Below are 25,159 nucleotides of genomic sequence, written 5' to 3' on the forward strand. Positions count from 1 at the left end.
GCAAGGATTTTTATTATCTTGCCGCCACATCCCAACTCCGAATTTTCATCTTAATGCCAACGAAATTGACCGTGTTTCTAGTTGACGACGACATTGACGATCAGGAAATATTTTCCCTGATGGTTGAAGATGCACTGCCCGATGCAGAATGTGTATTTGCAAAAGACGGTCTGAATGCACTCGAAAAATTGGAGCAAGGTTCAGTCAATCCGCACATTATTTTCATTGACATCAACATGCCGAGAATGAATGGTATGGAATTTTTAGTCGAGCTGAAAAAACGACCTGCATTGTTCCATATCCCGGCAATAATGTATTCAACCTCAGATGAAAATGCCATTGTAAAAAAATGCAAGGATCTGGGAGCTTCTGATCTTATCAAAAAACAGGCAAACACAGATAAGGTGAAAGAAGAAATAAAAAAAGTTGTGGCAGAATATGTCTAGGCAACCCTTGATGATTGATTCTGAAATAAAATCATTGGAATTCCTTGCTGGCGGAGGCGAGATGGGCGGGCGCATGCGCGTGCACGATTGGAATGCCACACCTTTGGGGAAACCAGAATCGTGGCCACAAAGCCTGAAAACGTGTGTCCGGATTATGCTTAGTTCCAAGCAGCCGATCTGGATAGGATGGGGGAGCCAGCTGATCAAGCTTTACAACGACGCTTACATTGACATTGTGCGAGGCAAACATCCTATTGCGCTTGGCCAGCCGGCTTCGGTGGTTTGGCAAGACATTTGGAAAGATATAGCGCCGCTCCTTTCACGCGCGATGGAAAAAGACGAGGGCACATATGTCGAATCCCAGTTGCTTATTATGAAGCGCAGCGGATTTCCGGAGGAAACTTACTATACATTCTCTTACACACCCGTGCTCGGAGCCGATGGGCTTCCGGAGGGAATAATATGCTACAATACGGCTGACACTGAGCGCATTATCAATGAAAGGTCGCTCAAAACCATGCAGCAGCTGGACACGCTTGCACAAAAGAAAACAGAGCAGGAGGTTTATGCGCAGGCTGTCAAAGCCCTTTCTATGAATACGCGCGATTTTCCTTTTGTGATTTTATACAAAATAAAACACGAAGGAAGCATTGCTGAAATCGTTGGCGCTGCCGGATTTGAGCCGGGTCAGCAACCACTCGGGCAGATCATTGATTTGCAGTCTGCCACAGCCAATGCGGTGAGCATTTCGAGAGCGGTTAATGAAAACGGCGTTATTGAATCAAGCAGTTCGGAAAGGTGGCAGGTTTTGCCGCGCGGAGCCTGGGACGTCTCGCCCCGGTTGTTTCTGGACGTTCCCATTAAATCTGCTAACAAACAGTTCCCGCTCGCAATTCTGACGGTCGGGCTGAATCCATATCGCAAATTTGACGACGCTTATCGAAATTTTGTTCACCTCATTGCTGACCAGATTTCGCTTGGGGTTAACAACACACTTGCTTACGAAGAGGAGCGGAGACGTTCCAATGCGCTTGAAGAGCTGGATAAGGCGAAAACGCTTTTTTTTACCAACATTAGCCACGAGTTCAGAACGCCTTTAATGCTGATTTTGGGGCCGCTTGAAGAGTTGCTCAATCAGCCGTTTCTCAAATTGGGAAGTGCGGAAAAGCAGCGGATTGAAGTCACACACCGCAATGCATTGCGTTTGCTGAAACTCGTAAATACATTGCTTGATTTTAGCCGCATTGAAAGTGGCAGGCATCTTGCCAATTTCGTATTAACTGACGTTGCTAATTACACCAGGAATCTTGCAGCTAACTTCCGTTCCGTAATAGAAAAGGCTGATTTAGAGCTGAAAATAATTGCTAACGACGACATTCCGCAGGTGTATCTGGACCGGCAGATGTGGGAAAAAATTGTTTTTAATCTTCTATCCAATGCATTCAAATATACATTAAAAGGCACCATCACTTTATCTCTAGACGCCAATGACAAGCATGTGATGCTGAATGTGGAAGACACTGGCGTGGGCATTCCACAAGCAGAATTGCCACGCATGTTTGAGCGTTTTCACCGGATCCAAAATACGGCGGGAAGGACTTATGAAGGAACTGGAATTGGATTGTCCCTGATCAAAGAGCTTGTTCAGTTGCACCAGGGCACAATTGATGTCGAAAGCGTGGAAGGTGAAGGAAGTAAATTCACGGTTTCGCTGCCTGTTGGAAAGGCGCATTTACCCGGTTCGCAAACATCAGAACGCGACTCCGAATTCGAGATTTCCGGTTCAAGCCTGCATTTGCAGGAAGCTGCCGCAATGATCGCAAGCGATAAAGCGCAGCAGGAAACAATACCGACAAATAATCCCGATGCGAATGTCAAAGGGCGGGATCTGGTCATGATTGTGGATGATAATGCAGATATGCGCCAGCACATTCAGTCCTTAATTTCGACAAAATACAATACGATAACGGCAACAAATGGGGCGGATGCGCTTGCCAAAATTCATGAACAACGCCCTACGCTTATTTTAAGTGATATTATGATGCCGGAAGTGGATGGAATTGAATTGTTAAGGCGTCTGAAAACCAATCCCAACACGGCTGAGATTCCCATTGTGCTCGTTACAGCAAGAGCGGGTGAGGAATCGAAGATTGAAGGTTTGGAAATTGGTGCGGATGATTATCTGGTCAAACCTTTTTCTGCAAATGAAATGCTTGCGCGGATCAAGGCACAAATCAAGATTTTCAAGGCTCGGAAAGAAGTGGAACAGCGGCTGGAACTGAAAGTGCAGCAACGCACCCAGGATTTGTTAAAGGCGAACAAGGAATTGGAATCGTTCAATTATATTGCCAGCCATGACTTGCAAGAGCCGTTAAGGAAAATCCAGACATTTATCCACATGATTGAAAAGAATGGCCACGATCAAAAGGCCGTTCAAGCTTATTATAATAAGATAAATGCATCAGCCCAGCGCATGAGCGACCTTATACAATCCGTTTTGACTTACAGCAGACTGGCTTCGATTGGAGACGATTACGCAGAGGTTGACCTTAATAAAATACTAAAAGACATTGAAGAAGATTTTGAGCTGCTAATAGAGGAAAAACACGCGAATATCCTGTTCGGTGAGTTGCCTAAAATTCATGGAAATGGTTTTCAGATCAATCAGTTGTTTTCAAACCTGATCAGTAATTCGCTTAAATTCTCAACCGGACAGCCCGAAATCAAAATTGAATCGAACATTGTTGACGGGACCGATGTGGTGTCACCATTGCCTGTAAACGCGACGGACCGTTTTCAACGCATCACGTTTTCGGACAATGGAATTGGTTTTGAGCAGGAATTTAGCGAGAAGATTTTTAGTCTTTTCCAGCGACTTCATGGCAAGCACGAGTATTCCGGCACAGGAATCGGGCTTAGCATTGTGAAAAAAATCGTTGAGCAGCACAACGGCTACATTGCTGCCGAGTCAAGTCCGGGTCATGGAGCGGTGTTTAATATTTGGTTTCCTACATAATTTGCTTTTATTCAACATGCAAAAAAAATGCCTTCCCATTACAGGGAGGCATCTTTTTTGTTTCTGAGCAAGTGTTCTTCAATGCATTAATACGTTAGTTTAAGCACTTTGCCGAGACCAAGCGAAACGACGTAATATGTGTTCGTGTTAACCTTTTCAATGTCAGTTGGCATCACCAAACCACCTTGGACCACAAGTCCGTCTTCGTTTGAAACTGTTCCTGTTCCAGGCACAAATTCGAAAGCAGGTGAAAAGTCTGCGAAATGCAAGACTAGCGGCTTGTTGCTATCCGTAAGTACAACGTCCACAAGCGTTGTAAAGCCTTTTTTGTAGTCAGACACGGCGCCATTTTGATCCACAACTTTGATTTCCGCAAGGTCTTTGTTGAATGGGAATCCAGTAAGCGATGTTACGTAAAATTTGCTGCCATCCCATGCAATTCCTGTTGGAACAAAATCAACCGTTGGACCGCCAACCGGTGCTTTTGGGTTAACGAAATCATCGAAAGTCGCAAACTTGCTTAATGAGCCATCACTTTTTCTGCGAACGATCATGTTACCGGCAGCATCCGTGATGAAAAGGTCACCGCCTGGCCCCCAAGTCAGGTTATAAAGGTTTGATTCAGCAGTTGATGGATTAGGGAATTGATTTTTTACAAAATCACCAATGTTTTCATATTCAAGATTTTTGGCCTCTAATGGAGCGTCTCCCGGCTTCCAGGCGCCTACATTCGCTTTGTAAAGCCGACCTTCCACGCCGTGCAGAATGTAAAGCCATCCGTTTTTGTAAAGTAAGTGTGTCAGTCCGCTAGGCATATGCTCAGGACTGGTTCTCGACCTGAATCCGGTAATTGCGGGATAAGCCGTTCCGTCAGCTCCCAGCACAGAAACCCTTCCGTCAAATGTGTCGATCGAATCCGCCGCAGAGCCCTGTTCCGTCACCCAAAGTGTGTTGTTGTCGCCTTTGGTGATCGCGATTGGGGCAATCAGTTGTCCTTTTGAAAATTCTTCGCTGTTAAATTGAACCGGGTCCGGCGCGTGGTCTGTGCAACTAAGGGCGAGCGTCAGGCCAAAAAGGGCAAATCGCAGTAGATTTGAAGTCTTCATACGTAATAGAATTTAGGTTGAGATTTAAAGTTGTCGGGCGCAAATATTGGTAAAAGTCGGCACGATCAGACCATCTCAGCCGATGTTCTTATTTAGTGGTTTTGACATCAATATTTTTTGACTTGAACATTGCTTTTCGGGGCAAACTGGTTTTGCGAAAAAGACAATATCACTCGCTCCGCAAGCTCTTAACCGGGTCAACCAGAGCGGCTTTGATCGCTTGAAAACTTACAGTCAGGAGCGTAATTCCAAGGGCGCCCATGCCGGTTACGGCAAATATCCACCAGGAAATAGCTGTGTGATATTGATATTTTTTAAGCCACTCACTCATGAAATGCCAGGAGATCGGCACGGAAATTAAACATGCAATGATAACGAGCAAAACAAAGTCTTTTGACAGCATGCCCCACAAATTGGCGACAGAGGCGCCAAGCACTTTACGAATGCCGATTTCTTTGGTGCGCTGTTCGGCAACGAAGGATGCCAGTCCAAAAAGTCCGAGGCAAGAAATGAAGATTGCCAGGATTGCAAAGAAGCTCGCGAGCCTTCCGATCCGCTCTTCATTGCCAAACTTCTTGTTATATTCTTCATCCGCAAATTTGTAAGTAAAAGGACTGCCAGGATTAAATTTCTCAAATACATTTTCAACTTTGGCCAACGCTTCGCTGGCACTCATGTCCGGCGCCAGTCTGATATTGATCATGCCAACATTTCGATAATTGATGATGAAAAACGAAGGGCTGACAGGCGCGAACGGATTTTCCTTGATCATATCCTTGACCACACCAATTACTTTGTAAGGCTTACCGCTGGCGGTTACGAACGAATCGAGCGGTTTTTTAAAGTTCATCAACTTTACTGCGGACTCGTTTAGGATCATTGCAGATGAGTCCGTTGAGAAGATTTTCGAAAAATCGCGTCCCTGGGTGAGCTGCCAGCCAACCGTTTTCCCATACTCGTGCGTCACAGCATTTGACATGATCAGCGGCTGCATGTCAGGCCTTTTTCCCTCCCATGAAACATCGGTCGTGCCTCCGTCCTGAGTAGTAATGGCACCCGAAGATTCAGACATTTCTGTCACGGCGCCTGTATTCAGCAAATCTGACCGCAATGCGTTGTAATGTCGAAACAACTCGGGCGTGTTCATTTTGATTTCGATCAAACCGTGTTTGGTGTAACCCACGGGGCGGTTTTTGGCAAACTGGATCTGGCGGAAGATTATGATCGTGCCAATAATGAGCGTTACCGAAACAGTGAATTGCATGACAACAAGCACCTTACGAGGAATAGCAGCAAAACGACCCACCGAGAATGTGCCTTTCAAAACCTTTAATGGTTGAAAAGAGGAGAGATAAATCGCTGGGTAACTTCCTGCAATAATGCCGGTAAGCAAACTGAAACCAATGCCGGAAAGCCAGAAATAGGGATTTGCCCAAAGAATAGACATTTCTTTCCCGGAAACTTCATTGAAAAACGGCAAAGCCGCAGCAGCCAAAAAGACGGAGAGCATGAATGCGAAAAATACGACAAGCAGCGATTCGCTGAAAAACTGGCTGATCAACTGCCCGCGTAACGAACCGATTGCCTTTCTTATGCCAACTTCTTTCGCACGCTTTTCGGACCGCGCAGTGCTCAGATTCATGAAGTTAATGCACGCGAGAAACAAAACAAAAGCGCCAATGATGCCGAAAAGCCAGACGAACTGAATTAATCCACCCGTGTTGACACCATTTTTAAACTCCCCATAAAGGTGCCATTTGTCCATAGGATGCAGAAAAAATTCCGGTTTGTAACCTGGCGGATTTTCCATCTTTACTCTGATATCCTTGATCTTGGCAGAGGTTTTATCAAAATCAGCGCCATCTTTCAGTTGCGCATAAATTTGGTAATTGTTGCTATCCCAATCCGTTGCCATCCCTTTCGCATAGGGATCATTGTTGAGATATAAATTCCACGGCGTCAAAAAAGACACTTCTTTAAACGTGCTGTTTGCCGGAAAATCTAAATAAACGCCCGTAACCTTCACGTCAATCTTGTTATCAATTTTGATTAGCTTGTCAATCGGGCTTGCATTGCCAAAAAGCGCTTTTGCCAACGATTCTGAGAGCAATATCGAATTGGCTTCATCCAGGGCACTGTAATTCCCGGCCAGCATATCAACCGAGATCATGTCCAGAAACGCAGGCTCCACGGAGTTGCCGGATTTCTCAAATTTCTTGTCACCAGCCGCAAGAATCTGGCCCTGGCGTTTGGATAAGGCAACCGATTTGAAGTCAGGATATTTGGCCCGGAGTACATCCGCCAGCGGAATAGGCATTACGTCGTAAATGGATTTCTCAACCTCAAATGTGACAAACTGGAAAACCTGCGCCACACGATCATGGTTTTTGTGAGAACGATCAAAAGACAATTCATCGAACATCCATAAGCCAATGAGCATTGCGACGGCCATGCCCACAGACAAGCCGCCAATGTTAATAGCGGAATATCCCTTGTTTTTCAAGAGGTTCCGGAAAGCGATTTTGAGATAGTTTTGTATCATGGCATGGCTAAGTAGATAAGTTTTCGTGTAGTCCTTTGATGTTTTACGCTTTGCAAATGGCCTTAGCAATTTGAAAACACTTACAGCGTATCGCCATCTAGCTCGCTGTGAACCAGCTGTTTGGAGCCAGTAAGCATACATTTCGAGCAAGTCTCCTTCAACTTCTTCGGAAGTGTTCGGGTCAGCCCACCAATGAAGCAGCTTCGTTGCCCACCAGGGCGGTTTGGGTAAGGGATTGTTCTTAATCATATTACAAACCCATTAATTGCAACGTTTGCGGCGGCAGTGCATTCCAAAGCTCTTCTCTGACCTGCTTGACTTCCATTAACGCCTTGCGACCCAATGCCGTAACAGCGAAAAACCGCTTGCGCCGACCACCCCGTTCAGCAGTTGCTCCGCCCATCATGGACGACAGAAAATGCTTTTCTTCGAGCCGTTGCAATGTTGTATGCACGGAGCTGAATCCGACCACACGACCGGTTTTTTGTTCCAATTCCTGCGTGACGGTTACGGCGTATGCGTCTTCGCCAAGAATGGCAACAGTCAGCAAAACAACTTCTTCAAACTCTCCCAAGAAGGTTCTTTTCATATCATTCAGTATTTGATACGATAATGTCGATCAAATGTCATACCATTTTTTGAAATGTTTGTTAGCGATGTCAGAATGCATTTTCAGGTGATTTTTCTGATTGGCGGCTGTTCGTTTTCGGACATTCGTTTGGCCAAATCGGACGCTTGCGAAGGATTTGAAACAATAGGGTATGATCAGCGTTTTTTCGTCTTTATTGAAAATCACTTTAACCTTGACAATGAAAATCAACAGATCGCTAATCGCATTTTTTCTACTGACTTTTGGCTTCAATGCAGCCTATGCCCAGAAGAGCAAACCGCTTTTTCCGCAGACGCCGGGAATGGTTTCCTACACATTTCGAAAAAGTCTGGCAAAAGATCCTGCTGCCACGCTGGATACGCTGCAAAAACTGGCCATCAAGGATATGGAATTTTCAAATTTATTTGGCAAAACAGCAGCGGAGCTCAGAAAATTGCTTGACGAACGCGGCATGAAATGCTCTTCTTTTGGTGTGAACTATGCCGATGCTTTGGACAAAACCAAAGAGGTTGGTGAAAATGCTAAGACGCTCGGCGCGAAGTTCGTTCGGGTTGCCTGGGTTCCGCATAAAGGTCCGTTTACACTTGAAATGGCAGAAAAAACGGTTGCAGATTTCAACAAGATAGGAAAACAGTTGAAAGATGAATTCGGACTCACATTCTGCTATCACAATCATGGTTATGAGTTCGAAAAACATGAAGACGGCACTTTAATGGATTACATAATCCAAAAAACAGATCCGCAATATGTAAGCTTCGAACTCGATTTGCTTTGGGCATTTTTCCCAGGCGGCGACCCAGCCGGTTTGCTTGAAAAATACCCGAAACGCTTCAAACTCATGCATATGAAGGATTTGAAAAAAGGCGTTGAAGGAAATCTCTCCGGAGGAACGCCAGTTGAAAACGATGTCGCATTGGGAACAGGCCAGCTTGACATTCCTAAGATTTTAAAAGCTGCGAAAAAATCCGCAATCGAACATTATTACATTGAAGACGAAAGTCCGAGTTACGCAACGCAAGTGCCGCAAACAATGGCTTATCTGAAAAGCCTTACTTATTGATTTCGCAATGAAAAGAGCGCCTAAGCAATGCTAACGCATATTTTTTAGGCGCTCTTTTAAAAAAGCGAGCTCCAACGGAGGCATTTTATCCAAGTCTTCAAATTGCTGACAATGCATATCAACTGCATTTCTTATATTTTGGCCTTCTTTCGAAACTGAATCTAATTTTGCGCCATATTTGAGCAGCAAATTACAAATTTCCCATTCTTCCGCATCCGCTGCGGCGGCCAGGATTGACGAGACAATCACGTCCTCACTTTTAGGCGACAAGGCATTCGGATCCGCGCCGTGGTCCAGCAGCAATCTTACTTTTTCAGCTTTATAATGATCGGTTGAATCCAAATAAAGCGCTAGAAACAGGATGTGATAATTCCGTTCTTTTTCTATTGCATTGGCGTCAGCACCATTTTTCAACAAGACTTTTAGAAGATCAGGATCAGAAGCCAAAACGAGGAATTGAGTTGGCGTGCGCAATGCGTCTCTTGTTTCAATTTCAGCTCCTTTATCAATCAGCATTTGGATCATTGTAATAACCGTTTGCTTTGATAGTTTGCCTGCCTGCATTGCCGTAAAATCCAACATAGCAACGTGGTCTTCTCCACTCGCATTCAGGTTCGGAATGGGCTGTTGCAATGCATTTTTCAACTGCTTAATATCACCGGCTGCAATGTGCGTGGCCAGATTTCTTCTCAGTGGATCTTGAAAATAAAACGAGCCATCCGCCTGCGCACGAACCTCCTGGTCATAACTTTTCGACTGATAACTGGCAATGACCTTCCCAAGCCCAAGATAAAACACACCCATTGCAACGGGATAGATGTTAATGACCATTGCAATGATTTTGGTCATCTTATACGGCAAATAATTAAGCACCGCGAGGATAGCCAGCGGAATGTAAAGCATGAGCAACATGCCGTTAGCCATCAGCCGATCTGATTGGGTTTTAGCAAATAGTAATGTTGCCAAAATGCCAATTGAATAGACGCCGATTGCGAGCCAATTGAAAAGTGTGACCGTCTTCATGCAGTCAAAATAACCAACCTTTTCCAGCGTCGGTTACCTAATTATTTGCAGGCGGCTTACAATGAACATTCGGTTGCAAGCGCTGTTAAATGTCCTTAATCTCGATCCACGTTGGCGCATGGTCGCTTGATTTCTCCCAACCCCGGACTTCCTTGTCCACCCCGCCAGCCACAAGCCTCGAATCCAGATGCGGACTTAGTAAAAAGTGGTCAATGCGAAGTCCCGCATTACGGCCGAAAGCATTTCTGAAATAATCCCAGAATGTGTAAATCGTTTCACCGGGATACAATTTTCTGATGGCATCCGTCCAGCCTTGATCCACAACATTTTTGAAAGCCGCCCGCACTTCCGGCCTGAAAAGGGCGTCGTCAACCCAGCGCTCCGGCTTATAAACATCGAGTTCGGTAGGCATCACATTATAGTCGCCAGCAAGCACAACGGGCACATCATAAGCAATCAGCTCGGCTGCGTGTGCAGTGAAGCGTTCGAACCAGCGCATTTTGTAATCAAGCTTCGGGCCAGGAGCGGGATTGCCATTGGGAAGATACAAGCACGCCACCAGCATGCCATTGACAATGGCTTCGATATAACGGCTGTGCAAATCTTCCTCATCGCCCGGCAGCTCCCGGCGAACTTCCTTTAACTCCAATCCGCGCGAAAGAATTGCAACGCCGTTCCAGCTTTTTTGCCCGTGCCAAATTGCATTGTAACCCGCTTCCAGAAGGTCTTTTTCAGGAAATTTTTCTTGTGGAGCCTTTAATTCCTGTAAGCAAACGACGTCCGGTTTGGTAAGTTCCAGCCAGCGCAGCAGCACCGGCAGTCGGCCATTCACGCCATTCACGTTGTATGTTGCAATTCTCATAGCAATTGATTCTAATGTTGGTTTTGTACTGAATGTTAAAAAACCAGGCCTTTGATTTTCCAATCTATATTAATTCGATAGACTTTATATTTTTTCGTTTGTATTTTGTAGTTTTGGACAAATGGAATCCATTGTAAGTGTAAACTATGCAAACCGGAAAATTGATAGATTTTTACAAAAATGAGGAAGTTGCTACGGCAGCTTTTAAGGAATTGCGGTTGAGAAAAGGCATAACCTGTAAAAAATGCGGCGGAACGCGACATTACTGGCTGGCTCCGAAGCAACAGTTCCAATGCAAGCAATGCAGGTTTCGGACCACGCTTCAAAGCGGCACTGTGCTGGAAGGCAGTAAGTTACCGATCTCGTATTTCTTCATCGCCGTTTACCTGATTATGAAAAAAGGAAATGCTTTTACAATCCAGGAATTCCAGGATGAGACCGGGCATAAATATTACGAGCCGCTTTACGACTTCGTCAGGAAAATCAAGTTATATCTCAACGAAAACGACCAAAATACGGTCCTGATCGACTTTATTGAAATTTTGAATGAGCAGTTGCTGGAAACGGTTAAAGCTTAGCGGCAACGACGTCGGGCAGCGGAACCTGTTCGCCGGAGCTTTTAAAAACCGGCCATTGCGCATTCATTTCCTTTAATTTTTTGGAAAATAATGTGGCTAGTTCTTTCACTTTTTCAGGCTTCGAAGCTGCCAGATCATTTTGCTCGCCAATATCGGCTTTCAGATTATACAATTCCAATTTGGCATTGCGGTAATCGTAAATCAGTTTCCAGTCACCCTTGCGGAAAGCGCTTGCATAGTGAATGTTGGGCCCTTCCGCTGCAATCCAGCGGTTCGGATGATGCCACAAAATTTCACGGCTCTGATCTTTAACATTTGCATTTTTAAGAATTGGCAGAAAGCTTTTTCCATCCACTTTTTGGACCAATTTGTGATTTTTAATTCCGGCAATGTCTAAAATGGTCGGAAAAAAATCCTCAATGATAACATATTGATCAGCGACACTCGCAGGCTTAACGACCTTGGGCCAGCGCACGAGCATCGGCTCGCGGATGCCGCCTTCATAAACGGAACCCTTGCCAGCTTTCAACGGCAAATTGTGTGTCCAGGCCTGCCCGCCGCGCGCAGGCGTTGTGCTCAAACCGCCATTGTCCGACATAAAAAGAATGAGCGTGTTGTCGCCGATCTTATTCTTATCCAGAAAGTTAAGCACGTCGCCCAGGCTCTTGTCCATGCCTTCAACGAGTGCCGCATATTTTGCTTCCGAGCTGTCCAGCCCCATTTTTAAATAAAGGTCCAAAAAACGTTTGTCCGCATTCAAAGGCGTGTGAACGGCATAATGCGCCAGATATAAGAAAAATGGCTTTTGCTCAGTCACCGGTTTTTCGATTGCTTTCAATGCTTCGGTCGTAATCGCGTCGGTGAGGAAAACATCGGTGCCATGATAAGCTTCGAGGCCGGGAACAGCATTGCGGTGAGGCTTTCCTTTGACCGGATTGTCGTAATTTTTTTCGCCAAGATAACTCGCTGGATGGCCGATGGAGCTGCCGGCAATGTTCACATCAAAGCCGACATTTTTTGGATCAGAACCCGGCGTGCCTGTCGAACCGAAATGCGCTTTACCACTATGAACCGTGTAATAACCGTTTTTTTGGAGAATGGCGGGCAAAGGCGTTCCATAGAATGTGTGCGCAATGTCAGCGACAGGACTGAAACCATTGATATTCCAGTCAACAGGCTTTAAGATGGGATCTTCGTAGTCCGTGTTTTTGTCCTTATCCGGTGAAGTCCAATGTGTAACGTGCGTTCGTGCTGCATTGGCGCCGGTTAGCAAGCTCACGCGCGACGGCGTGCAAACGGGCATTGCATATGCATTGGTAAACTTCATTCCTTCCCTTGCCAAGCGCTCCATATTAGGCGTGCGATAGCGTTTATTAAACGCCGTCACTTGTGTCCAAAACGGCACGGAAGTGTCCTGCCAGCCCATATCATCCACCAGAAAAACAATAATGTTGGGTTTATCCAGCTTCGATTGCGCGCTCGAAAATTGGGGTGCAACGAGGACGATTAGTAGCAGAAAATATTTGGAAACCGGGACAAACTTCATTTGTAAATTTCAGGATCTAGGTTGGATCGTTTTCTGGCAAATTAAAAATAATATCATTAATAACAGCCTGCCAACCTCTTAAAAGCCATTTTGCCGAAATATTGGTAGAATTCATCTGATGTGAGTCTTTTTCCAGCAAACCGACAAAGTCCAACAATGAAGATCAAATTTTATGCGCCCGAGTGGGGGAACACATTGCCGTTTGACCAGTTTTGCCAGCGGGTAAAAGCAGCCGGCTATGATGGTGTGGAGATGGCTTTGCCTTTTGAGCCGAAAGAAAAAGAGTCGATTTTGGAAAATCTCGCCAAATATGGCCTTGAATTGATCGGGCAATATTGGCAGTCGATTGAGGCCGACATTGATGCGCATGCGGCGAATTATGAAAAATATTTAACCAATCTCATTGCGGCCAAGCCCATTTTTATCAACTGCCAGACGGGGAAAGATTACTTTTCGTTTGATCAAAATGAGCGGCTTTTCGGCCTCGCATCTTCGCTTTCTGATGCGTCGGGCATTCGCATTATTCACGAAACGCATCGAGGAAAAAGCTTGTTTGCAGCGCACATTACCAAAGATTATTTGACCAAAATTCCCAGTTTACGAATTGCGCTTGATATTTCGCATTGGTGCAACGTGCATGAATCATTGCTTGAAGATCAAGCCGAAGCGGTGGCACTCGCCATCGCGCATACGGATCACATTCACAGTCGGGTAGGGCATCCGGAAGGTCCGCAGGTTAACGACCCGCGAGCATCTGAGTGGGAGTCAGCATTGGAAGCGCACCTTAAATGGTGGGATCAGGTTGTGGCGGCGCATCAAAAAAATGCCACGCAGCTGACCATAACAACTGAGTTTGGTCCCGCGCCCTACATGCCGTCACTTCCCCACACCCAAATGCCCATTGCTAACCAATGGGAAATTAATGTGTACATGATGGAGCTGTTAAAAGCGCGATATTATGGTTAATGAGTTTGACGCGGGGATTTAGGAGACTTTTGTAGTTCTTACGCCATATGGGATAGCTTTTATCAATTTTGTATTGTTGAATTCCGCAACCAATAGCACGTTTTCTTTGGGAATAATGCCTCTTTTAATCCAGTTTAGAACAGTTTCGACATTCCTAATCCCGAAGCGATCACAATATTCTTTAATGGTCACCCATTGCGACAGATCCACCAACTCGCCCCGACTGATCAGGTAAGAACGTGCGTCTGCTATCGCGGCGTCACCTTCCGCTAGTAAGGCCTCTATTTTTTCACTGAGTTCTGTTTTTTCTTCCATTTTAATGCATTTCGCTCAATCAGTTCTCAATTTATTTCTTACAATATATTAATCATTGCGTAAATCGCCTGGAAAAATAATTCTTTACTTTTAGCGAGCAAAAATTTCTATTCTTTATGTCTTTACGCAGCGCTTTTGTGCAGTTCTTCCTGGCAGTTAGCTTTTTTGTCTCGTTTGCTGGTTTTGGGCAGTCGGTTAAGGAAGTTCAGTCGTTTCAGGTTGCGGAGGCGAAACAGGCGGTTGCGGTTGATGAAATGTATTTTTATGTGATTAATAACAGCACAATTACGAAGCATAAGAAGGCAGGCGGAGAGCAGGTCGCAATGTGGGACGGGACGAAAGATGGGATCAAACACCTGAACAGCGGGGTCGTCATTAAAGGCAAAATGTATTGTGCAAATACAAATTATCCCGAAATCCCAATGGCGAGCTCTATTGAAATATTCGATGTGAACACCATGCAACATATTGATAACCACAGTTTTGGCATTGCTGAGCACGGTTCCCTGACTTGGATTGACCAGAAAGACGGATTTTGGTGGTGCGGTTTTGCGCACTATGCAGGCAAGGAGGCAAGCGAAGGCCGCGACGTGCGCTGGACTTCCGTGGTGAAGTTTGATATGGAGTGGAGGCAGCTGGAATCCTGGATTTTTCCTAAAATTATCGTCGACCTGTTTACGCCGAAAAGCAATTCCGGCGGTGCCTGGGGCAACGACAACCTGCTGTATTGCACGGGCCATGACGAGGACGAACTTTATGTTATGAAAATTCCAAAGTCTGGCTTTACACTCGAACACATTGCGACCGTGCCCGCGCCGATGCATGGGCAAGGAATTGCGATGGATCACTGGCAGAAGAATAAGCAAATCATTTTCGGCATTAACCGGGCCGAAAACAAAATTATTTCAGCTGAGATTAAGTAAGTTAAACCGCTGCAATCCATGAAAAACAAGTCAAAAATCTTCGCCTGTTTCCTGCTGATTGCTTCTTTCAGCCCAATGGTTTTTGGGCAAACAGCAAGTCCCGCGACAAGCAATAAAAACAAAACACTGCTTGTATTTTTCGACGGGTTGCGACCGGATTACATTACGGAGCAGCAAATGCCTAACCTGTTCGCATTCAGAAAGAAGGCGTCAACCGGCGAGCGCCATCACAGCGTTTTTCCGACCGTTACGCGCGTCAATGCTGCATCTTATTCCACCGGTTCATATCCCGGAACGCACGGCATTCTGGGCAATGCAGTGTATTTCCCGGAAGTTGATAAAAACAAAAGTATTAACACGTCGCATGGGGATCTTTCCAAAGTGATGTCCGCCATTTCGGGACCGTTGCTGACTGCTGTGACGCTTGGCGAAGTTTTAGAATCCGCCGGTGAAAAAATGATGGTTTTCAGTTCGGGAACGACGGGTCAGGCATTTTTGCAGAATTACAAAATTAGCGGCGGAGCCATCATTAACCCGGGCCTGATCTTGCCTGATTCGTTCAAAACGCAGGTTTTAGCCGACATTGGGCCTGTTGCAACCGAGGGGTCAGAAGATGAAAACCGTCACAAATGGATCACGGATGGGTTGGTAAAATACAGTTTGAGCAAAGAAGCGCCGCTAGTAAGCGCCATCTGGTTTTCGGATCCCGATGGTGCTGCGCATGAAAAGGGAATTGGGTCTGACGAGGCGGTGAACGCAATCAAGTTTGTGGATGCACAGTTTGGCCGCATCTTGGACACATTAAATGCACGCGGACTCGCAGAGCAATACAACATCATCATTTCAACCGACCACGGATTTGTAACACATTCCGGAAAGCAGGATTTGACTGAATTTCTGATCAAAGCAGGCTTTAAGAAAGATAAAGAATCAGATGACGTCGTTGTTGCTGACGGCTTGATTTATGTGAAGGATCGCAATGAGGAAACCATTGAAAAGATTGTTGTTGCGCTTCACAAAGAGGAGTGGGTAGGGGCTGTTTTTACAAAGGCATACAAACCCGGCAGCACGAAAGGCTGGCTTGAAGGCACTTTTTCGTTCGATGCGATACATTTTAATCATCCCAAGCGAACGGGCGATATCCTCGTTTCTCCGCAGTGGAACAATGAAAAGAACACCAATGGATTCGCCGGAGCTGATTTTGCCCTGGGTGTCGCCGGTCACGGCGGTTCAAGTCCACACGAAATTACAATTGCCTTAACCGCATTCGGGCCAGACATTAAAAAACTGGCAACAACTAATTTGCCAACATCCAATGTGGACATTGCGCCGACCATTTTGGCAATTTACGGACTGCCGATCCCCAAAGAAATGGACGGAAGGGTCATTTCTGAATTGCTGAAAAAGCCTGGTCAATCTCCCGGAAAAGTCGTCGAAGAAACATTGGTTAGCGAAGTAAAATATCCATGGGGAACCTACAAACTAACGCTTTACTTCACCACGCTAGGAAAATATCGCTACTTCAATTTCAGCCGAGCTGAGCGGCGGTAATTACACCCGTTTTGACCGCATTGCTTTTACAACTTCCAGCTTTTCATCTGACGAAAACTTTTTATATTCTTCGGAATCGACGCCTACTAAGGCCACTTTTCCGTCTGCGTCGCTGTGGATGCCCCAGCCATAGCGTTTTGTTAATGGCGAAGCGCGAAGGCAGGCCTGACCTTTAGAGAAGAATTTCTCACGTTCCGCGGTTAACTCTTCTTCGCTAATGCCGTTTCGGGTTGCGAATGTTTGAAAAAGCACGTCGTCGGACGAATATTTGTAAGGATGATCTTTGATGAGTTCAAACTGAATGGTGGCAACGGATTTTTCTGACGCCTTTACCGGCGGAACTTCGCCTCCTTTTGCCGGACTGTCGTCAGCGACTTGTATGAATGCGTCTTTGTAATTGGTTGTGTGGACTTTCATAGCAATTTTTGGTTTGTTCGTTGATCAATGTAACTGCGTTAAGCAATGTATTAGTTGAAATAAATAATAATTTTTAAAACTTGAAAAAACCGTCGTTCGCTTCTTCGGTTGCAAAGATCAAAGGAAAAGCTTACTTTGATCAAATAACCAAATTCAAACATGAAAACGACGTTTGCACTATTATTACTCATGATTTCAGCCCCGTTATGGGCACAGCTTCCGGCTGCCGACGACCTTCAAACTTCCAAAGGACCGTTGAAAATTCAGCCGCTCAACCACGCCACAATGTCCTTGACCTGGGGTGGAAAAACAATTTATGTTGATCCCTATGGCGGCGCAAAAACCTTTGCTGGCATCGCAGCGCCTGATTTGATCCTGATTTCGGACATTCACGGTGACCACTTTGATGCAAAAACCCTTGAAGCACTTGATTTGAGTAAAGCGATTATTGTTGCGCCAAAAGCTGTCGCAGATTTGATGTCCGACGCATTGAAAGCAAAAACTACAGTGGTCAACAATGGACAGACGATCAGCAAATTGGATGTCTCGATCATGGCGATTCCAATGTATAATCTTCCGGAAGCGGCTGACGCAAAGCATACGAAAGGACGCGGCAATGGTTATGTCCTAAAATTTGGTGATAAAACGGTGTACATCAGTGGAGACACAGCAGGAATTCCTGAAATGCGATCGTTGAAAAACATTGATGTGGCGTTCGTTTGCATGAATCTGCCATACACGATGGACGTGCCAGAGGCAGCCAATGCTGTTCTCGAATTCAAGCCAAAAGTCGTGTATCCATATCACTTCCGCGGCCAAAACGGATTCAGCGACACCGAAGCATTCAAAAAATTAGTCAACACCGGCGACTCCAAAATCGATGTAAGGCTGAGGGATTGGTATTCGATTAAATAGTTGCTTTTTGGGCTAAATTTAGTCCTCCTGACCAATTGAAAATGCCCGCTTGATCACAAATCAGCGGGCATTTTCAATTCTCCAACCAAGCCTTAAAAGCCGGGGCTTTTTCGCGGCTGACGATTATTTCCTGTGGAGTGTCGGGGCGGAGCTGGATTTTTAGTTTGCCGTTGAAATAGGTGTGGATTTTTTGGATTGCGGTTACGCGGGCGATAAATTGGCGGTTGAGGCGGAAGAAGCTTGCGGGGTCGACCAAGGCTTCCAATTCTTCAAGCTTATAGTCGACAAGAAATTGCCGACCGTCCGTTCCCACGAGGCATGACAGCTCATTGGCAGTGTAAAAATACGCAACCTGATCCTGGTGAACAGGAATTAATTGTTCTCCGTTTTTGACCAAAAATCGCGTTTTGAATGCTTTCTTGGACATTTCCAGACTGTCCAACAATGACTCCACTTTTCTGGCGTAAGCTTTCGGCGAGAAATCTTCCTTTAATCCGTCAAACTTTTTAATTGCCTCGGCAAGCTCAGGCAATTTGATCGGTTTTAACAGATAATCAATGCTTTTTACTCGAAATGCCTTGATCGCATATTCGTCATAAGATGTCGTGAAAACGATCGGACTATGCGCCGGGAATGCTTCGAAGATCTGAAAACTCAGTCCGTCCGAAAGCTGAATGTCGGAAAAAATCAGGTCGACGGTGCTTGCCGTTTCAAACCAGCGCTTTGCGGATTCTACACTTTCTAGCACTGCCGTGATCTCAATCCGCGGATCTAGTTTTTTAATCAACTTTTCTAATCGCTCCGCCGCCGGATATTCGTCTTCAATGATGACAACTTTCATGTTTTTTTAGGGCAAATCAGGCCATAGTTCCCAACAAAGGGATTTTGACCGTGAAAACGTTATCGCTTCGCAGGATTTCAACGCGTCGTTCTGTGAGCAAGCTGTAACGATTAATGATGTTCTGCAAACCAACGCGCGTCGACTTTTCAAGGACCGTTTTTTCAAGAATGTTATTTGCGATGACCAGATATTGGCCATTTTCTTCACGGATCACAATTTTCAAGGGATTTTCCTTCGATGCCACATTGTGCTTGATCGCATTTTCAATCAGCATTTGCAGACTTAGCGGCGTCACGTGCTGCTGGTAAGTTGCGCTGCTCAATTGTTTCTCCACCAACAAATTATCCCGAAAACGGATCTTATTGAGATAGACATAAGCGTCCACAAAAGCCAGTTCTTCTTCAACCAAAACCGTATCCTTATTTCGGCTCACGAGCACATAGCGGTAAACGTCGGATAACCTTTCCAAATAATCCTGCGCATCTGTGTTCTCGTCGTCGATCAATGCTGCGAGCGTGTTCATGCTGTTAAATAGAAAGTGCGGATCAAGCTGATTTTTAAGCACTTCCAATTGCGATTGCACGCTTTCCCGCATCAGCGATTCGGTTTTGCGAACATTGGCTTTCCAGGCTTCAAAGAAATAAACCGCTTCGTAAACCAGATAAACAAGGATGGTTGGAATGATGCTGATGCTGAACCCGATCAGCGTTCCTTTCGATTTTAGCAGGATCTTGCAAAGGACTTCATCGAGGATAAATGTTACAACGAATGTGTACGCAAGTGCGAGCACAGCCTCCATCAGCAAGCGTCGGTCGGTTTGGCTGTAATCCGGGAAGACCCTGCGCATTTTAATGATGATCAAGCGATTACCTTCCCAAAGTGAGAAGGTGATCGCCGCTGATATCATAATGTTATATATGAAGAGAACGGTGAATCTCGATTCGCCATGAATTAAATTGACAATTACAGGGATGAGCACAGACAGCAACGGAATGCCGATCAGCCTCATTTTGCGATCATTCAATGTATAGTTCTCTTTCATATATGCCGATGCAAAATGCAATTAAAAAGTATATCGGAAAAGGGGGACTGGGAAAAATCCCTGCTGATACTGAGTCGCCAAGCTGTTTGTCCGCGGGTTGTAAGTCTGCTGAAACACATTCTGATTTGCTGTAACATTTTGCAGATCAAGCGCAAACTCCATGGTGCTTTTGCGATATTCTCTTCTGTACGAAAACCGCAAATCTGTCCTGAAATAAGCGTCCTGACGAAGTGAAAACGCACGCCGTTCATCATAAACAGCCTCGCCGCGGTTTTTTGAAGCTTCCAGGTTTAGCGGTGAAATGTATTTTCCGCCCACCAGCGTTGTCCGGATGCTGGCGCTTAAAACGCTGTTTTTGTTCCGTCCGACCTTCACTTCCTTGCCTGCCAGCACATTCAGCACATAGCGCGTGTTAAATGCAGTGTTGCGTTCAACGCCGTCACTGCCCTTGTATTTTGATTCAAAAAGCGATGAAGTGATCAGGAAATAATAGCCTTTGTTGAAATATCTTTCCAATGTCAGTTCAATCCCCACATTCTGCCCAGTTCCGCCATTGACCAGACTGTCGCGATCCGACGGCCCGAACGAGCTGCCGATGTTAAGCGCTGAAAACGATGACTTCCTTCGCTCGACCGGTGCGTTGTTGATTGTTTGATAATAGGGCTCGATTTTGAGTAACAAATTCTCTGTCAGCCGGTTTTCATAGCTTAATACAAAGTGATGGCTCCTGGTGTAATCAAGGTTTTTGTTGGTGAAGACAGCACCGGAAGATGTTTTTGTTTGTACAAAATAAGTGTAAACATCCTGCGCCTGACTGTTCATCCCATATCCGGCGCTAAGCGATTGTCCGTTTTTGAAAGCATATTGAAATCCAAATCGCGGTTCAATGGAAACCTTCTCGTTCAAACGATAATGTTGAAAATGAATGCCTGTGGTGAGCAACATGCTTTGATTTAGCCGATATTTCCATTGTCCATAGGCCTGCGTAAGCAACGAATTTTCACCCTTGACATTGACCCGAACCGTGTCAAACTTTCCAGCCTGATACATGTTCCGGTTATAAAGGTCAAAATTGAGCAAATCGGTCGTAGCGCCAGCATAAAGGCTGTTTTTCGCATTGATCTTATGCCGAACATTTAACGTGGCTGAATATTTCCGCGTTTTGAAACGGCCCTCCGAATTTGCAAACGCTTCCCGCGTAACATTGCTGATCGAGTCACCATTGAATTTCTGATCAGTTGTGCTCATGCCTAACGTCAATTTTGCAAATGTCTTTGGGGTCAAACTGTGCTCGTATGACACGCCCAGAATGTTTGTCGCATAACGGACTTTCGTGTTTGAATTCTCCGTCCCGTAAAGGTTCGTCTCGGTCGTATCCACATCATTGCCAAGGAATTGCACGTCGCTCGCGCCGATTATGCCAAACAACGTCAGCTTCCCTTTGGCGCTGGTCGGAACTGCCACTTTAAAATTGAGATCCTGATAATCCGGAACCGCGTTTCCTGTTCCAAACTGAATGCCCAAAGCTTTGAAAACGCCCAATGTTGAGTAGCGATAATTTACAAGATAGGACGCCTTTGAATTTTTGGAAAACGGCCCTTCGGCACCAAGTTCAAATCCGTTGAAACCCACCTGACCTAAAAACTCCGATTTTTCATTATTTCCCTCCCGCATGCGCAGGTCAAACACGGCGGACAAAGCGTTGCCATACTGGGCTGGAAACGCGCTGGTCATGAAATCTGACTTTGCTAACACATTGTTATTGAGCAAGCTGACTGGTCCGCCAGTGGCGGATAACGAGCCGAAATGGTTTGGATTTGGAATGTTAAGACCTTCCAATTGCCATAACATTCCGGTGGGGGAGTTGCCGCGAACCACAATGTCATTACGCGAATCGTCGCCCGACACCACGCCCGCATAATTAGCCGCCATGCGCGACGGATCGCCCAATGAGCCGGCATAACGTTTGGTGTCTTCAATGTTGAATGAGCGTCCGCTTACAAGTGATAACTCATTGTTGGTCTTGGTCTTATCATTCTGTCGATCAGCAGTCACGACAACTTCGTTCAGCGCCTGGACGTTCTCTGTCAACGTCACATTGACGACCACTTCTTTTCCCGAAGTAAGCAGCACATTGGATAGTCGCTGTTCCTCATATCCCACAGAAGTAATGCGAAACGTTTGCCTTCCCTGCGGCACGCCGGTCATTTTAAACTCGCCATTCACATCCGTAATGGCGCCGATCGGATTGGCGCCATCTTGCTGGACCAACATCACCGAAGCGCCAATTACAGGCGTTTGGGAAACTTCGTCGCGGATCGTCCCGCGGATCGTTTGCGTTGCCTGCTGCGCATGGAGCTGCACACAAGCGATCAGCATTGTCAATAGTAAGAAATGTTTCATCGCTAATAAATTTATTTGATGCTTCAAATTTGCGTATCAGCCAGCTGCCGCGCTACGGCGTGTCAGGTGAAACGTAAAATGGATCAGGCGAAACGTAGGCATGGTAAGGGGAAACGAAAGCACGGAAAAACTTTTGGAAAGCCAATGTTTTGGTTAAATTTAAAGAACACTAACCGCTTCATGTTATGGCTTATTTAAAGAGTGCATTGCTAATAGTTGTACTTTTTCTGGGTGCGTCCTTCACGTTCCTACATCATGGATGGGCTGATTATGACCAGACAAAAGTGCTGGATTTTAAAAGCAAGATCGAAGAATCGGTTTACGAAAATCCGCATGCATTGGCAAAAGTTAAATACAACAAGAAAGTGTGGACTGTTTTTCTTGCGCCTACAACGCGTATGACTGATCGCGGATTATCCGCCGAAATGATCAAAAAAGGCACAGAAGTTAGGCTCGTGGCTTATCCGCACAAAACGGAGGAAGCCGAAATGCGCGCCGAACGGATCTTCGTGGACGGAACGAAATACGAATTGCGATAACCGTGCAGGCATCCGCAATTGCATTTTTTGAAACGCTTGAAAAGACATCCTGGGCGGTTGGCATCCGCCAATCGGCGTGGTTGTATCCGGCTTTGGAAATTGTACATATACTGGGTATAGTTATGTTGGTGGGCGCCGCCTTCATGTTTGACCTTCGGCTGCTGGGTTATTCCAAAAGCCTCCAAGTTTCGGGCCTCGCCGACCATCTGTTGCCATGGTCGCGGCGGGGTCTTTTGCTTGTGATCCCATCTGGCATTTTGTTGTTCCTTACCAATGCGCAGGCGTTGGGCACTGATGCGGTGTTTTGGCTAAAACTTGCGTTGATACTCATTGCAGCACTTAATGTGCTCTTTTTTCACAACTACACTTTCAAAAAACACGGCGCTTCCGTGTCCGGACAACTTCCATTTGCGGCAAGGATTTCTGCTGTCGTTTCCATCGTCGTGTGGATCGGCGTTATTGCCTGCGGTCGGTTACTCGCTTATTGAAATTGCTTCGTCACGCCCGGATCTCAACTAGTTTTACAAGACGCTTAAAAGCCTCCTACAATGATATTTACAAACAGGTTATAAGTTGTTTTTCGAGTGATAACAGCTTGTTTACCAATACATATTGCATTACTTTGGTGCTTTCTTAAACGTTGAAACATGGTTTGTGTCATGCGTTATGCTCTTCTGTTCCTGCTCATTTTTCAATCAATTTTGTGTCATGCTCAAATGCAGATCGGGAAAGTTTTGGTCAATGGAAAACCGCATTCGATTTCGGGAGACAGCATCCAACTCAAACCCGGCGACCGGGATCTCATTGTAGAGTTCAGACCGGCGAGTGGCGATTCGGTTTATTATCGTTATCAATTGCAAGGCGTTGATCCGGTTTGGATCGAGTCTGAATATCCTGTTTCACGTTATGCGCAGCTGGAAGCCGGTAATTATGTTTTTCATATCCAGTCGTTTGAACGAAATAAAAAGCAATTTGAATCTCAGATCCGCATTGCGAAGGAAAAGGGGTTTTGGGACCAATGGTGGTTTTTTCCGTCCATCGCCGTTTACATTGTCGTGCTGATCGGCGTCAGCATTTATTTGTTTATGCTTTACGATTTCAGGCAAAAACTGCGCATGCAGCAAGTGAGGAACCGCATTGCCGCTGACTTGCATGACGAAGTGGGTTCTAACTTGAACAGCATTGCCATTTTTGTTGAAGTGTTGAGAAAGAAAGCGCCGCCCGAAATGCTTCCGGTCCTGGAAAAGATCATCACCAATTCCAAAGAGTCTGTGGCATTGATGCAGGACACCGTTTGGACCATTAACCCCAAAAACGACAACATTCAGAAACTTTTCGACCGCATGGAATCCTTTGCTTCTGGCATGCTTTCGAGCCGGGAAATCGGTTTTGATTTTAAAGTGGAAACGGATCTTGGACAAGTCAATTTCACAATGGACCAGCGCAAAAGTGTCTATCTGATTTTTAAGGAAGCGATAAATAATGTGGTGAAACACGCGGAGGCAAGCATGGTGAAAGTCCGTGTTTCGCGCTCGAAAGATGTAATACAAATTGGCATTGAAGATGACGGGAAAGGATTTGATATGTCCGAAGAACGCGATGGAAATGGACTTTTCAATTTCAAAGAAAGGGCATTGGAAGCCGGCATTGAGCTGCTCATTGAGTCGGAAAGCGGCAAAGGAACCCGGCTGAAAACGCAGATTGCTGTGTGATAATGTAAAAACGGCATCCATAGAATTGTTGATATTTTGTGTTGAAATAAGCTGCCATTTTTGCCTTATCAAAAACGTGATTATCACCTCAAAAGATCAAGTGCATGATTCGTGTCTTACTATTCGAGGATAATAAAAACCTGCGCGAAAGCCTTGCCATGTATCTTTCTGTAACCGAAGGGATCTCGTTTATAGATGCTTATCCCAATGCAAAAGAGGCTTGGCCGCTGGTCAAAAAGCACAAACCTGACGTGGTTTTAATGGACATTCAAATGCCGCACCGGTCCGGAATAGAGGCAATGGTCGAGATTAAGAAGCATGCGCCCGATGTTAAGGTGCTCATTCAGACCGTTTTTGAGGACGACGACAAGATTTTTCAGGCCATATGCTCGGGTGCATCAGGCTATATCATTAAAAATCCAAATCCCGAGGTTTATGTAAAAGCAATTCAGGAGGTTAACACGGGCGGGTCGCACCTTTCGCCTTCGATTGCACGGCGTGTACTGGAAATGTTTCAACACCAGTTTGTGAAAAGTGAATTAACTTTTGTAGAGCTGACGCAACGGGAACAGCAAGTTTTACGATTGATGGTCAAAGGCATGAGTTACAAAATGATAGCCGACGCTTGCAGCATTTCTTTTAGCACGGTGGCAACACACGTGAATCACATTTACGAAAAACTTCATGTCAATTCCGCCCCGGAAGCCGTCGTTAAGGCACTCGAATGGCGGCTCGTTTAACCCCTA

Annotated in this window: 23 protein-coding genes; 12 read left to right on the forward strand and 11 right to left on the reverse strand. The window is 45.6% G+C overall.

Features of this window, described 5'->3' with window-relative positions:
• Positions 1-53: 53 nt before the first annotated feature.
• Positions 54-446: a response regulator gene (locus tag LZG73_RS04830; RefSeq protein WP_233846577.1), complete on the forward strand. Its 393-nt coding sequence runs from the start codon at positions 54-56 to the stop codon at positions 444-446.
• Positions 439-3,462, forward strand: a complete 3,024-nt coding sequence (locus tag LZG73_RS04835; protein ID WP_233846578.1) for an ATP-binding protein — start codon at positions 439-441, stop codon at positions 3,460-3,462. Before LZG73_RS04830 ends, LZG73_RS04835 begins: the two co-directional genes overlap by 8 nt.
• Positions 3,463-3,548: 86 nt before the next feature.
• Here the strand turns inward: LZG73_RS04835 and LZG73_RS04840 are convergent, their stop codons facing one another.
• From LZG73_RS04840 to LZG73_RS04850, 3 genes are all read right to left on the reverse strand, one after another.
• Positions 3,549-4,568, reverse strand: a complete 1,020-nt coding sequence (locus LZG73_RS04840) for a ScyD/ScyE family protein (RefSeq protein ID WP_233846579.1) — start codon at positions 4,566-4,568, stop codon at positions 3,549-3,551.
• 169 nt (positions 4,569-4,737) lie between these two features.
• Positions 4,738-7,359 carry an ABC transporter permease gene (locus LZG73_RS04845; RefSeq protein ID WP_233846581.1) on the reverse strand — a complete coding sequence of 874 codons (2,622 nt, stop codon included), beginning with the start codon at positions 7,357-7,359 and terminating at the stop codon, positions 4,738-4,740.
• A 1-nt stretch (position 7,360) separates the two neighbouring features.
• Complete coding sequence (locus LZG73_RS04850; RefSeq protein WP_233846583.1) at positions 7,361-7,699, reverse strand: PadR family transcriptional regulator; 339 nt, start codon at positions 7,697-7,699, stop codon at positions 7,361-7,363.
• A 220-nt stretch (positions 7,700-7,919) separates the two neighbouring features.
• On the opposite strand from LZG73_RS04850, the gene LZG73_RS04855 reads away from it, so the two are divergent.
• A complete protein-coding gene (locus tag LZG73_RS04855) occupies positions 7,920-8,780 on the forward strand; it encodes a sugar phosphate isomerase/epimerase (protein ID WP_233846584.1) in 861 nt (286 codons plus the stop codon).
• A gap of 30 nt (positions 8,781-8,810) precedes the next feature.
• On the opposite strand, the gene LZG73_RS04860 is transcribed toward LZG73_RS04855, so the two are convergent.
• Both LZG73_RS04860 and xth read right to left on the reverse strand, forming a co-directional pair.
• Positions 8,811-9,803, reverse strand: a complete 993-nt coding sequence (locus LZG73_RS04860) for a hypothetical protein (RefSeq protein WP_233846585.1) — start codon at positions 9,801-9,803, stop codon at positions 8,811-8,813.
• An 85-nt stretch (positions 9,804-9,888) separates the two neighbouring features.
• Positions 9,889-10,665 (reverse strand): exodeoxyribonuclease III, encoded by a 777-nt coding sequence (gene xth / locus LZG73_RS04865; protein ID WP_233846586.1) that lies wholly within the window; start codon positions 10,663-10,665, stop codon positions 9,889-9,891.
• 146 nt (positions 10,666-10,811) lie between these two features.
• On the opposite strand from xth, the gene LZG73_RS04870 reads away from it, so the two are divergent.
• Complete coding sequence (locus LZG73_RS04870) at positions 10,812-11,243, forward strand: transposase (protein WP_233846587.1); 432 nt, start codon at positions 10,812-10,814, stop codon at positions 11,241-11,243.
• On the opposite strand, the gene LZG73_RS04875 is transcribed toward LZG73_RS04870, so the two are convergent.
• The gene (locus tag LZG73_RS04875; RefSeq protein WP_233846588.1) at positions 11,233-12,789 is read right to left on the reverse strand and encodes a sulfatase; all 1,557 of its coding nucleotides are present in this window, start codon (positions 12,787-12,789) and stop codon (positions 11,233-11,235) included. The genes LZG73_RS04870 and LZG73_RS04875 overlap by 11 nt on opposite strands.
• Before the next feature lie 156 nt (positions 12,790-12,945).
• Between LZG73_RS04875 and LZG73_RS04880 the strand changes: the two genes are divergently transcribed.
• A complete protein-coding gene (locus LZG73_RS04880) occupies positions 12,946-13,755 on the forward strand; it encodes a sugar phosphate isomerase/epimerase (protein WP_233846589.1) in 810 nt (269 codons plus the stop codon).
• Positions 13,756-13,773: 18 nt separating this feature from the next.
• On the opposite strand, the gene LZG73_RS04885 is transcribed toward LZG73_RS04880, so the two are convergent.
• The gene (locus LZG73_RS04885; RefSeq protein WP_233846590.1) at positions 13,774-14,070 is read right to left on the reverse strand and encodes a hypothetical protein; all 297 of its coding nucleotides are present in this window, start codon (positions 14,068-14,070) and stop codon (positions 13,774-13,776) included.
• Positions 14,071-14,186: 116 nt separating this feature from the next.
• On the opposite strand from LZG73_RS04885, the gene LZG73_RS04890 reads away from it, so the two are divergent.
• Complete coding sequence (locus LZG73_RS04890) at positions 14,187-14,993, forward strand: hypothetical protein (RefSeq protein WP_233846592.1); 807 nt, start codon at positions 14,187-14,189, stop codon at positions 14,991-14,993.
• Between the two features lie 18 nt (positions 14,994-15,011).
• The gene (locus LZG73_RS04895; RefSeq protein ID WP_233846594.1) at positions 15,012-16,544 is read left to right on the forward strand and encodes an alkaline phosphatase family protein; all 1,533 of its coding nucleotides are present in this window, start codon (positions 15,012-15,014) and stop codon (positions 16,542-16,544) included.
• On the opposite strand, the gene LZG73_RS04900 is transcribed toward LZG73_RS04895, so the two are convergent.
• Positions 16,545-16,961, reverse strand: a complete 417-nt coding sequence (locus LZG73_RS04900; RefSeq protein ID WP_233846596.1) for a DUF6157 family protein — start codon at positions 16,959-16,961, stop codon at positions 16,545-16,547.
• 159 nt (positions 16,962-17,120) lie between these two features.
• On the opposite strand from LZG73_RS04900, the gene LZG73_RS04905 reads away from it, so the two are divergent.
• Complete coding sequence (locus LZG73_RS04905) at positions 17,121-17,876, forward strand: MBL fold metallo-hydrolase (RefSeq protein WP_233846598.1); 756 nt, start codon at positions 17,121-17,123, stop codon at positions 17,874-17,876.
• Between the two features lie 73 nt (positions 17,877-17,949).
• On the opposite strand, the gene LZG73_RS04910 is transcribed toward LZG73_RS04905, so the two are convergent.
• The 3 genes from LZG73_RS04910 to LZG73_RS04920 are packed head-to-tail and all read right to left on the reverse strand — an operon-like array spanning position 17,950 to position 22,162.
• Positions 17,950-18,717: a LytTR family DNA-binding domain-containing protein gene (locus tag LZG73_RS04910; protein WP_233846600.1), complete on the reverse strand. Its 768-nt coding sequence runs from the start codon at positions 18,715-18,717 to the stop codon at positions 17,950-17,952.
• 16 nt (positions 18,718-18,733) lie between these two features.
• Positions 18,734-19,759: a sensor histidine kinase gene (locus LZG73_RS04915; RefSeq protein WP_233846601.1), complete on the reverse strand. Its 1,026-nt coding sequence runs from the start codon at positions 19,757-19,759 to the stop codon at positions 18,734-18,736.
• Between the two features lie 21 nt (positions 19,760-19,780).
• On the reverse strand, positions 19,781-22,162 hold the full coding sequence (locus LZG73_RS04920) for a TonB-dependent receptor (RefSeq protein WP_233846602.1): 2,382 nt from the start codon (positions 22,160-22,162) through the stop codon (positions 19,781-19,783).
• Between the two features lie 185 nt (positions 22,163-22,347).
• Between LZG73_RS04920 and LZG73_RS04925 the strand changes: the two genes are divergently transcribed.
• The 4 genes from LZG73_RS04925 to LZG73_RS04940 all read left to right on the forward strand — a co-directional run bounded on the left by LZG73_RS04925 (position 22,348) and on the right by LZG73_RS04940 (position 25,153).
• Positions 22,348-22,701, forward strand: coding sequence for a DUF6152 family protein (locus tag LZG73_RS04925; RefSeq protein WP_233846603.1), 354 nt, complete (start codon positions 22,348-22,350; stop codon positions 22,699-22,701).
• Positions 22,702-22,703: 2 nt separating this feature from the next.
• On the forward strand, positions 22,704-23,189 hold the full coding sequence (locus LZG73_RS04930) for a DUF6644 family protein (protein ID WP_233846604.1): 486 nt from the start codon (positions 22,704-22,706) through the stop codon (positions 23,187-23,189).
• A gap of 171 nt (positions 23,190-23,360) precedes the next feature.
• Positions 23,361-24,413, forward strand: coding sequence for a histidine kinase (locus LZG73_RS04935; RefSeq protein WP_233846605.1), 1,053 nt, complete (start codon positions 23,361-23,363; stop codon positions 24,411-24,413).
• 104 nt (positions 24,414-24,517) lie between these two features.
• A complete protein-coding gene (locus LZG73_RS04940) occupies positions 24,518-25,153 on the forward strand; it encodes a response regulator transcription factor (protein ID WP_233846606.1) in 636 nt (211 codons plus the stop codon).
• Positions 25,154-25,159 lie beyond the last annotated feature (6 nt).

The sequence above is a fragment of the Dyadobacter sp. CY326 genome, from assembly GCF_021390515.1.
GTDB lineage: Bacteria > Bacteroidota > Bacteroidia > Cytophagales > Spirosomataceae > Dyadobacter.

Coding starts and splice junctions, on each gene's coding strand:
- LZG73_RS04830 (WP_233846577.1), top strand. CDS start 54: ATGCCAACGAAATTGACCGTGTTTCTAGTTGACGACGACATTGACGAT.
- LZG73_RS04835 (WP_233846578.1), top strand. CDS start 439: ATGTCTAGGCAACCCTTGATGATTGATTCTGAAATAAAATCATTGGAA.
- LZG73_RS04840 (WP_233846579.1), bottom strand. CDS start 4,568: ATGAAGACTTCAAATCTACTGCGATTTGCCCTTTTTGGCCTGACGCTC.
- LZG73_RS04845 (WP_233846581.1), bottom strand. CDS start 7,359: ATGATTAAGAACAATCCCTTACCCAAACCGCCCTGGTGGGCAACGAAG.
- LZG73_RS04850 (WP_233846583.1), bottom strand. CDS start 7,699: ATGAAAAGAACCTTCTTGGGAGAGTTTGAAGAAGTTGTTTTGCTGACT.
- LZG73_RS04855 (WP_233846584.1), top strand. CDS start 7,920: ATGAAAATCAACAGATCGCTAATCGCATTTTTTCTACTGACTTTTGGC.
- LZG73_RS04860 (WP_233846585.1), bottom strand. CDS start 9,803: ATGAAGACGGTCACACTTTTCAATTGGCTCGCAATCGGCGTCTATTCA.
- xth (WP_233846586.1), bottom strand. CDS start 10,665: ATGAGAATTGCAACATACAACGTGAATGGCGTGAATGGCCGACTGCCG.
- LZG73_RS04870 (WP_233846587.1), top strand. CDS start 10,812: ATGCAAACCGGAAAATTGATAGATTTTTACAAAAATGAGGAAGTTGCT.
- LZG73_RS04875 (WP_233846588.1), bottom strand. CDS start 12,789: ATGAAGTTTGTCCCGGTTTCCAAATATTTTCTGCTACTAATCGTCCTC.
- LZG73_RS04880 (WP_233846589.1), top strand. CDS start 12,946: ATGAAGATCAAATTTTATGCGCCCGAGTGGGGGAACACATTGCCGTTT.
- LZG73_RS04885 (WP_233846590.1), bottom strand. CDS start 14,070: ATGGAAGAAAAAACAGAACTCAGTGAAAAAATAGAGGCCTTACTAGCG.
- LZG73_RS04890 (WP_233846592.1), top strand. CDS start 14,187: ATGTCTTTACGCAGCGCTTTTGTGCAGTTCTTCCTGGCAGTTAGCTTT.
- LZG73_RS04895 (WP_233846594.1), top strand. CDS start 15,012: ATGAAAAACAAGTCAAAAATCTTCGCCTGTTTCCTGCTGATTGCTTCT.
- LZG73_RS04900 (WP_233846596.1), bottom strand. CDS start 16,961: ATGAAAGTCCACACAACCAATTACAAAGACGCATTCATACAAGTCGCT.
- LZG73_RS04905 (WP_233846598.1), top strand. CDS start 17,121: ATGAAAACGACGTTTGCACTATTATTACTCATGATTTCAGCCCCGTTA.
- LZG73_RS04910 (WP_233846600.1), bottom strand. CDS start 18,717: ATGAAAGTTGTCATCATTGAAGACGAATATCCGGCGGCGGAGCGATTA.
- LZG73_RS04915 (WP_233846601.1), bottom strand. CDS start 19,759: ATGAAAGAGAACTATACATTGAATGATCGCAAAATGAGGCTGATCGGC.
- LZG73_RS04920 (WP_233846602.1), bottom strand. CDS start 22,162: ATGAAACATTTCTTACTATTGACAATGCTGATCGCTTGTGTGCAGCTC.
- LZG73_RS04925 (WP_233846603.1), top strand. CDS start 22,348: ATGGCTTATTTAAAGAGTGCATTGCTAATAGTTGTACTTTTTCTGGGT.
- LZG73_RS04935 (WP_233846605.1), top strand. CDS start 23,361: ATGCGTTATGCTCTTCTGTTCCTGCTCATTTTTCAATCAATTTTGTGT.
- LZG73_RS04940 (WP_233846606.1), top strand. CDS start 24,518: ATGATTCGTGTCTTACTATTCGAGGATAATAAAAACCTGCGCGAAAGC.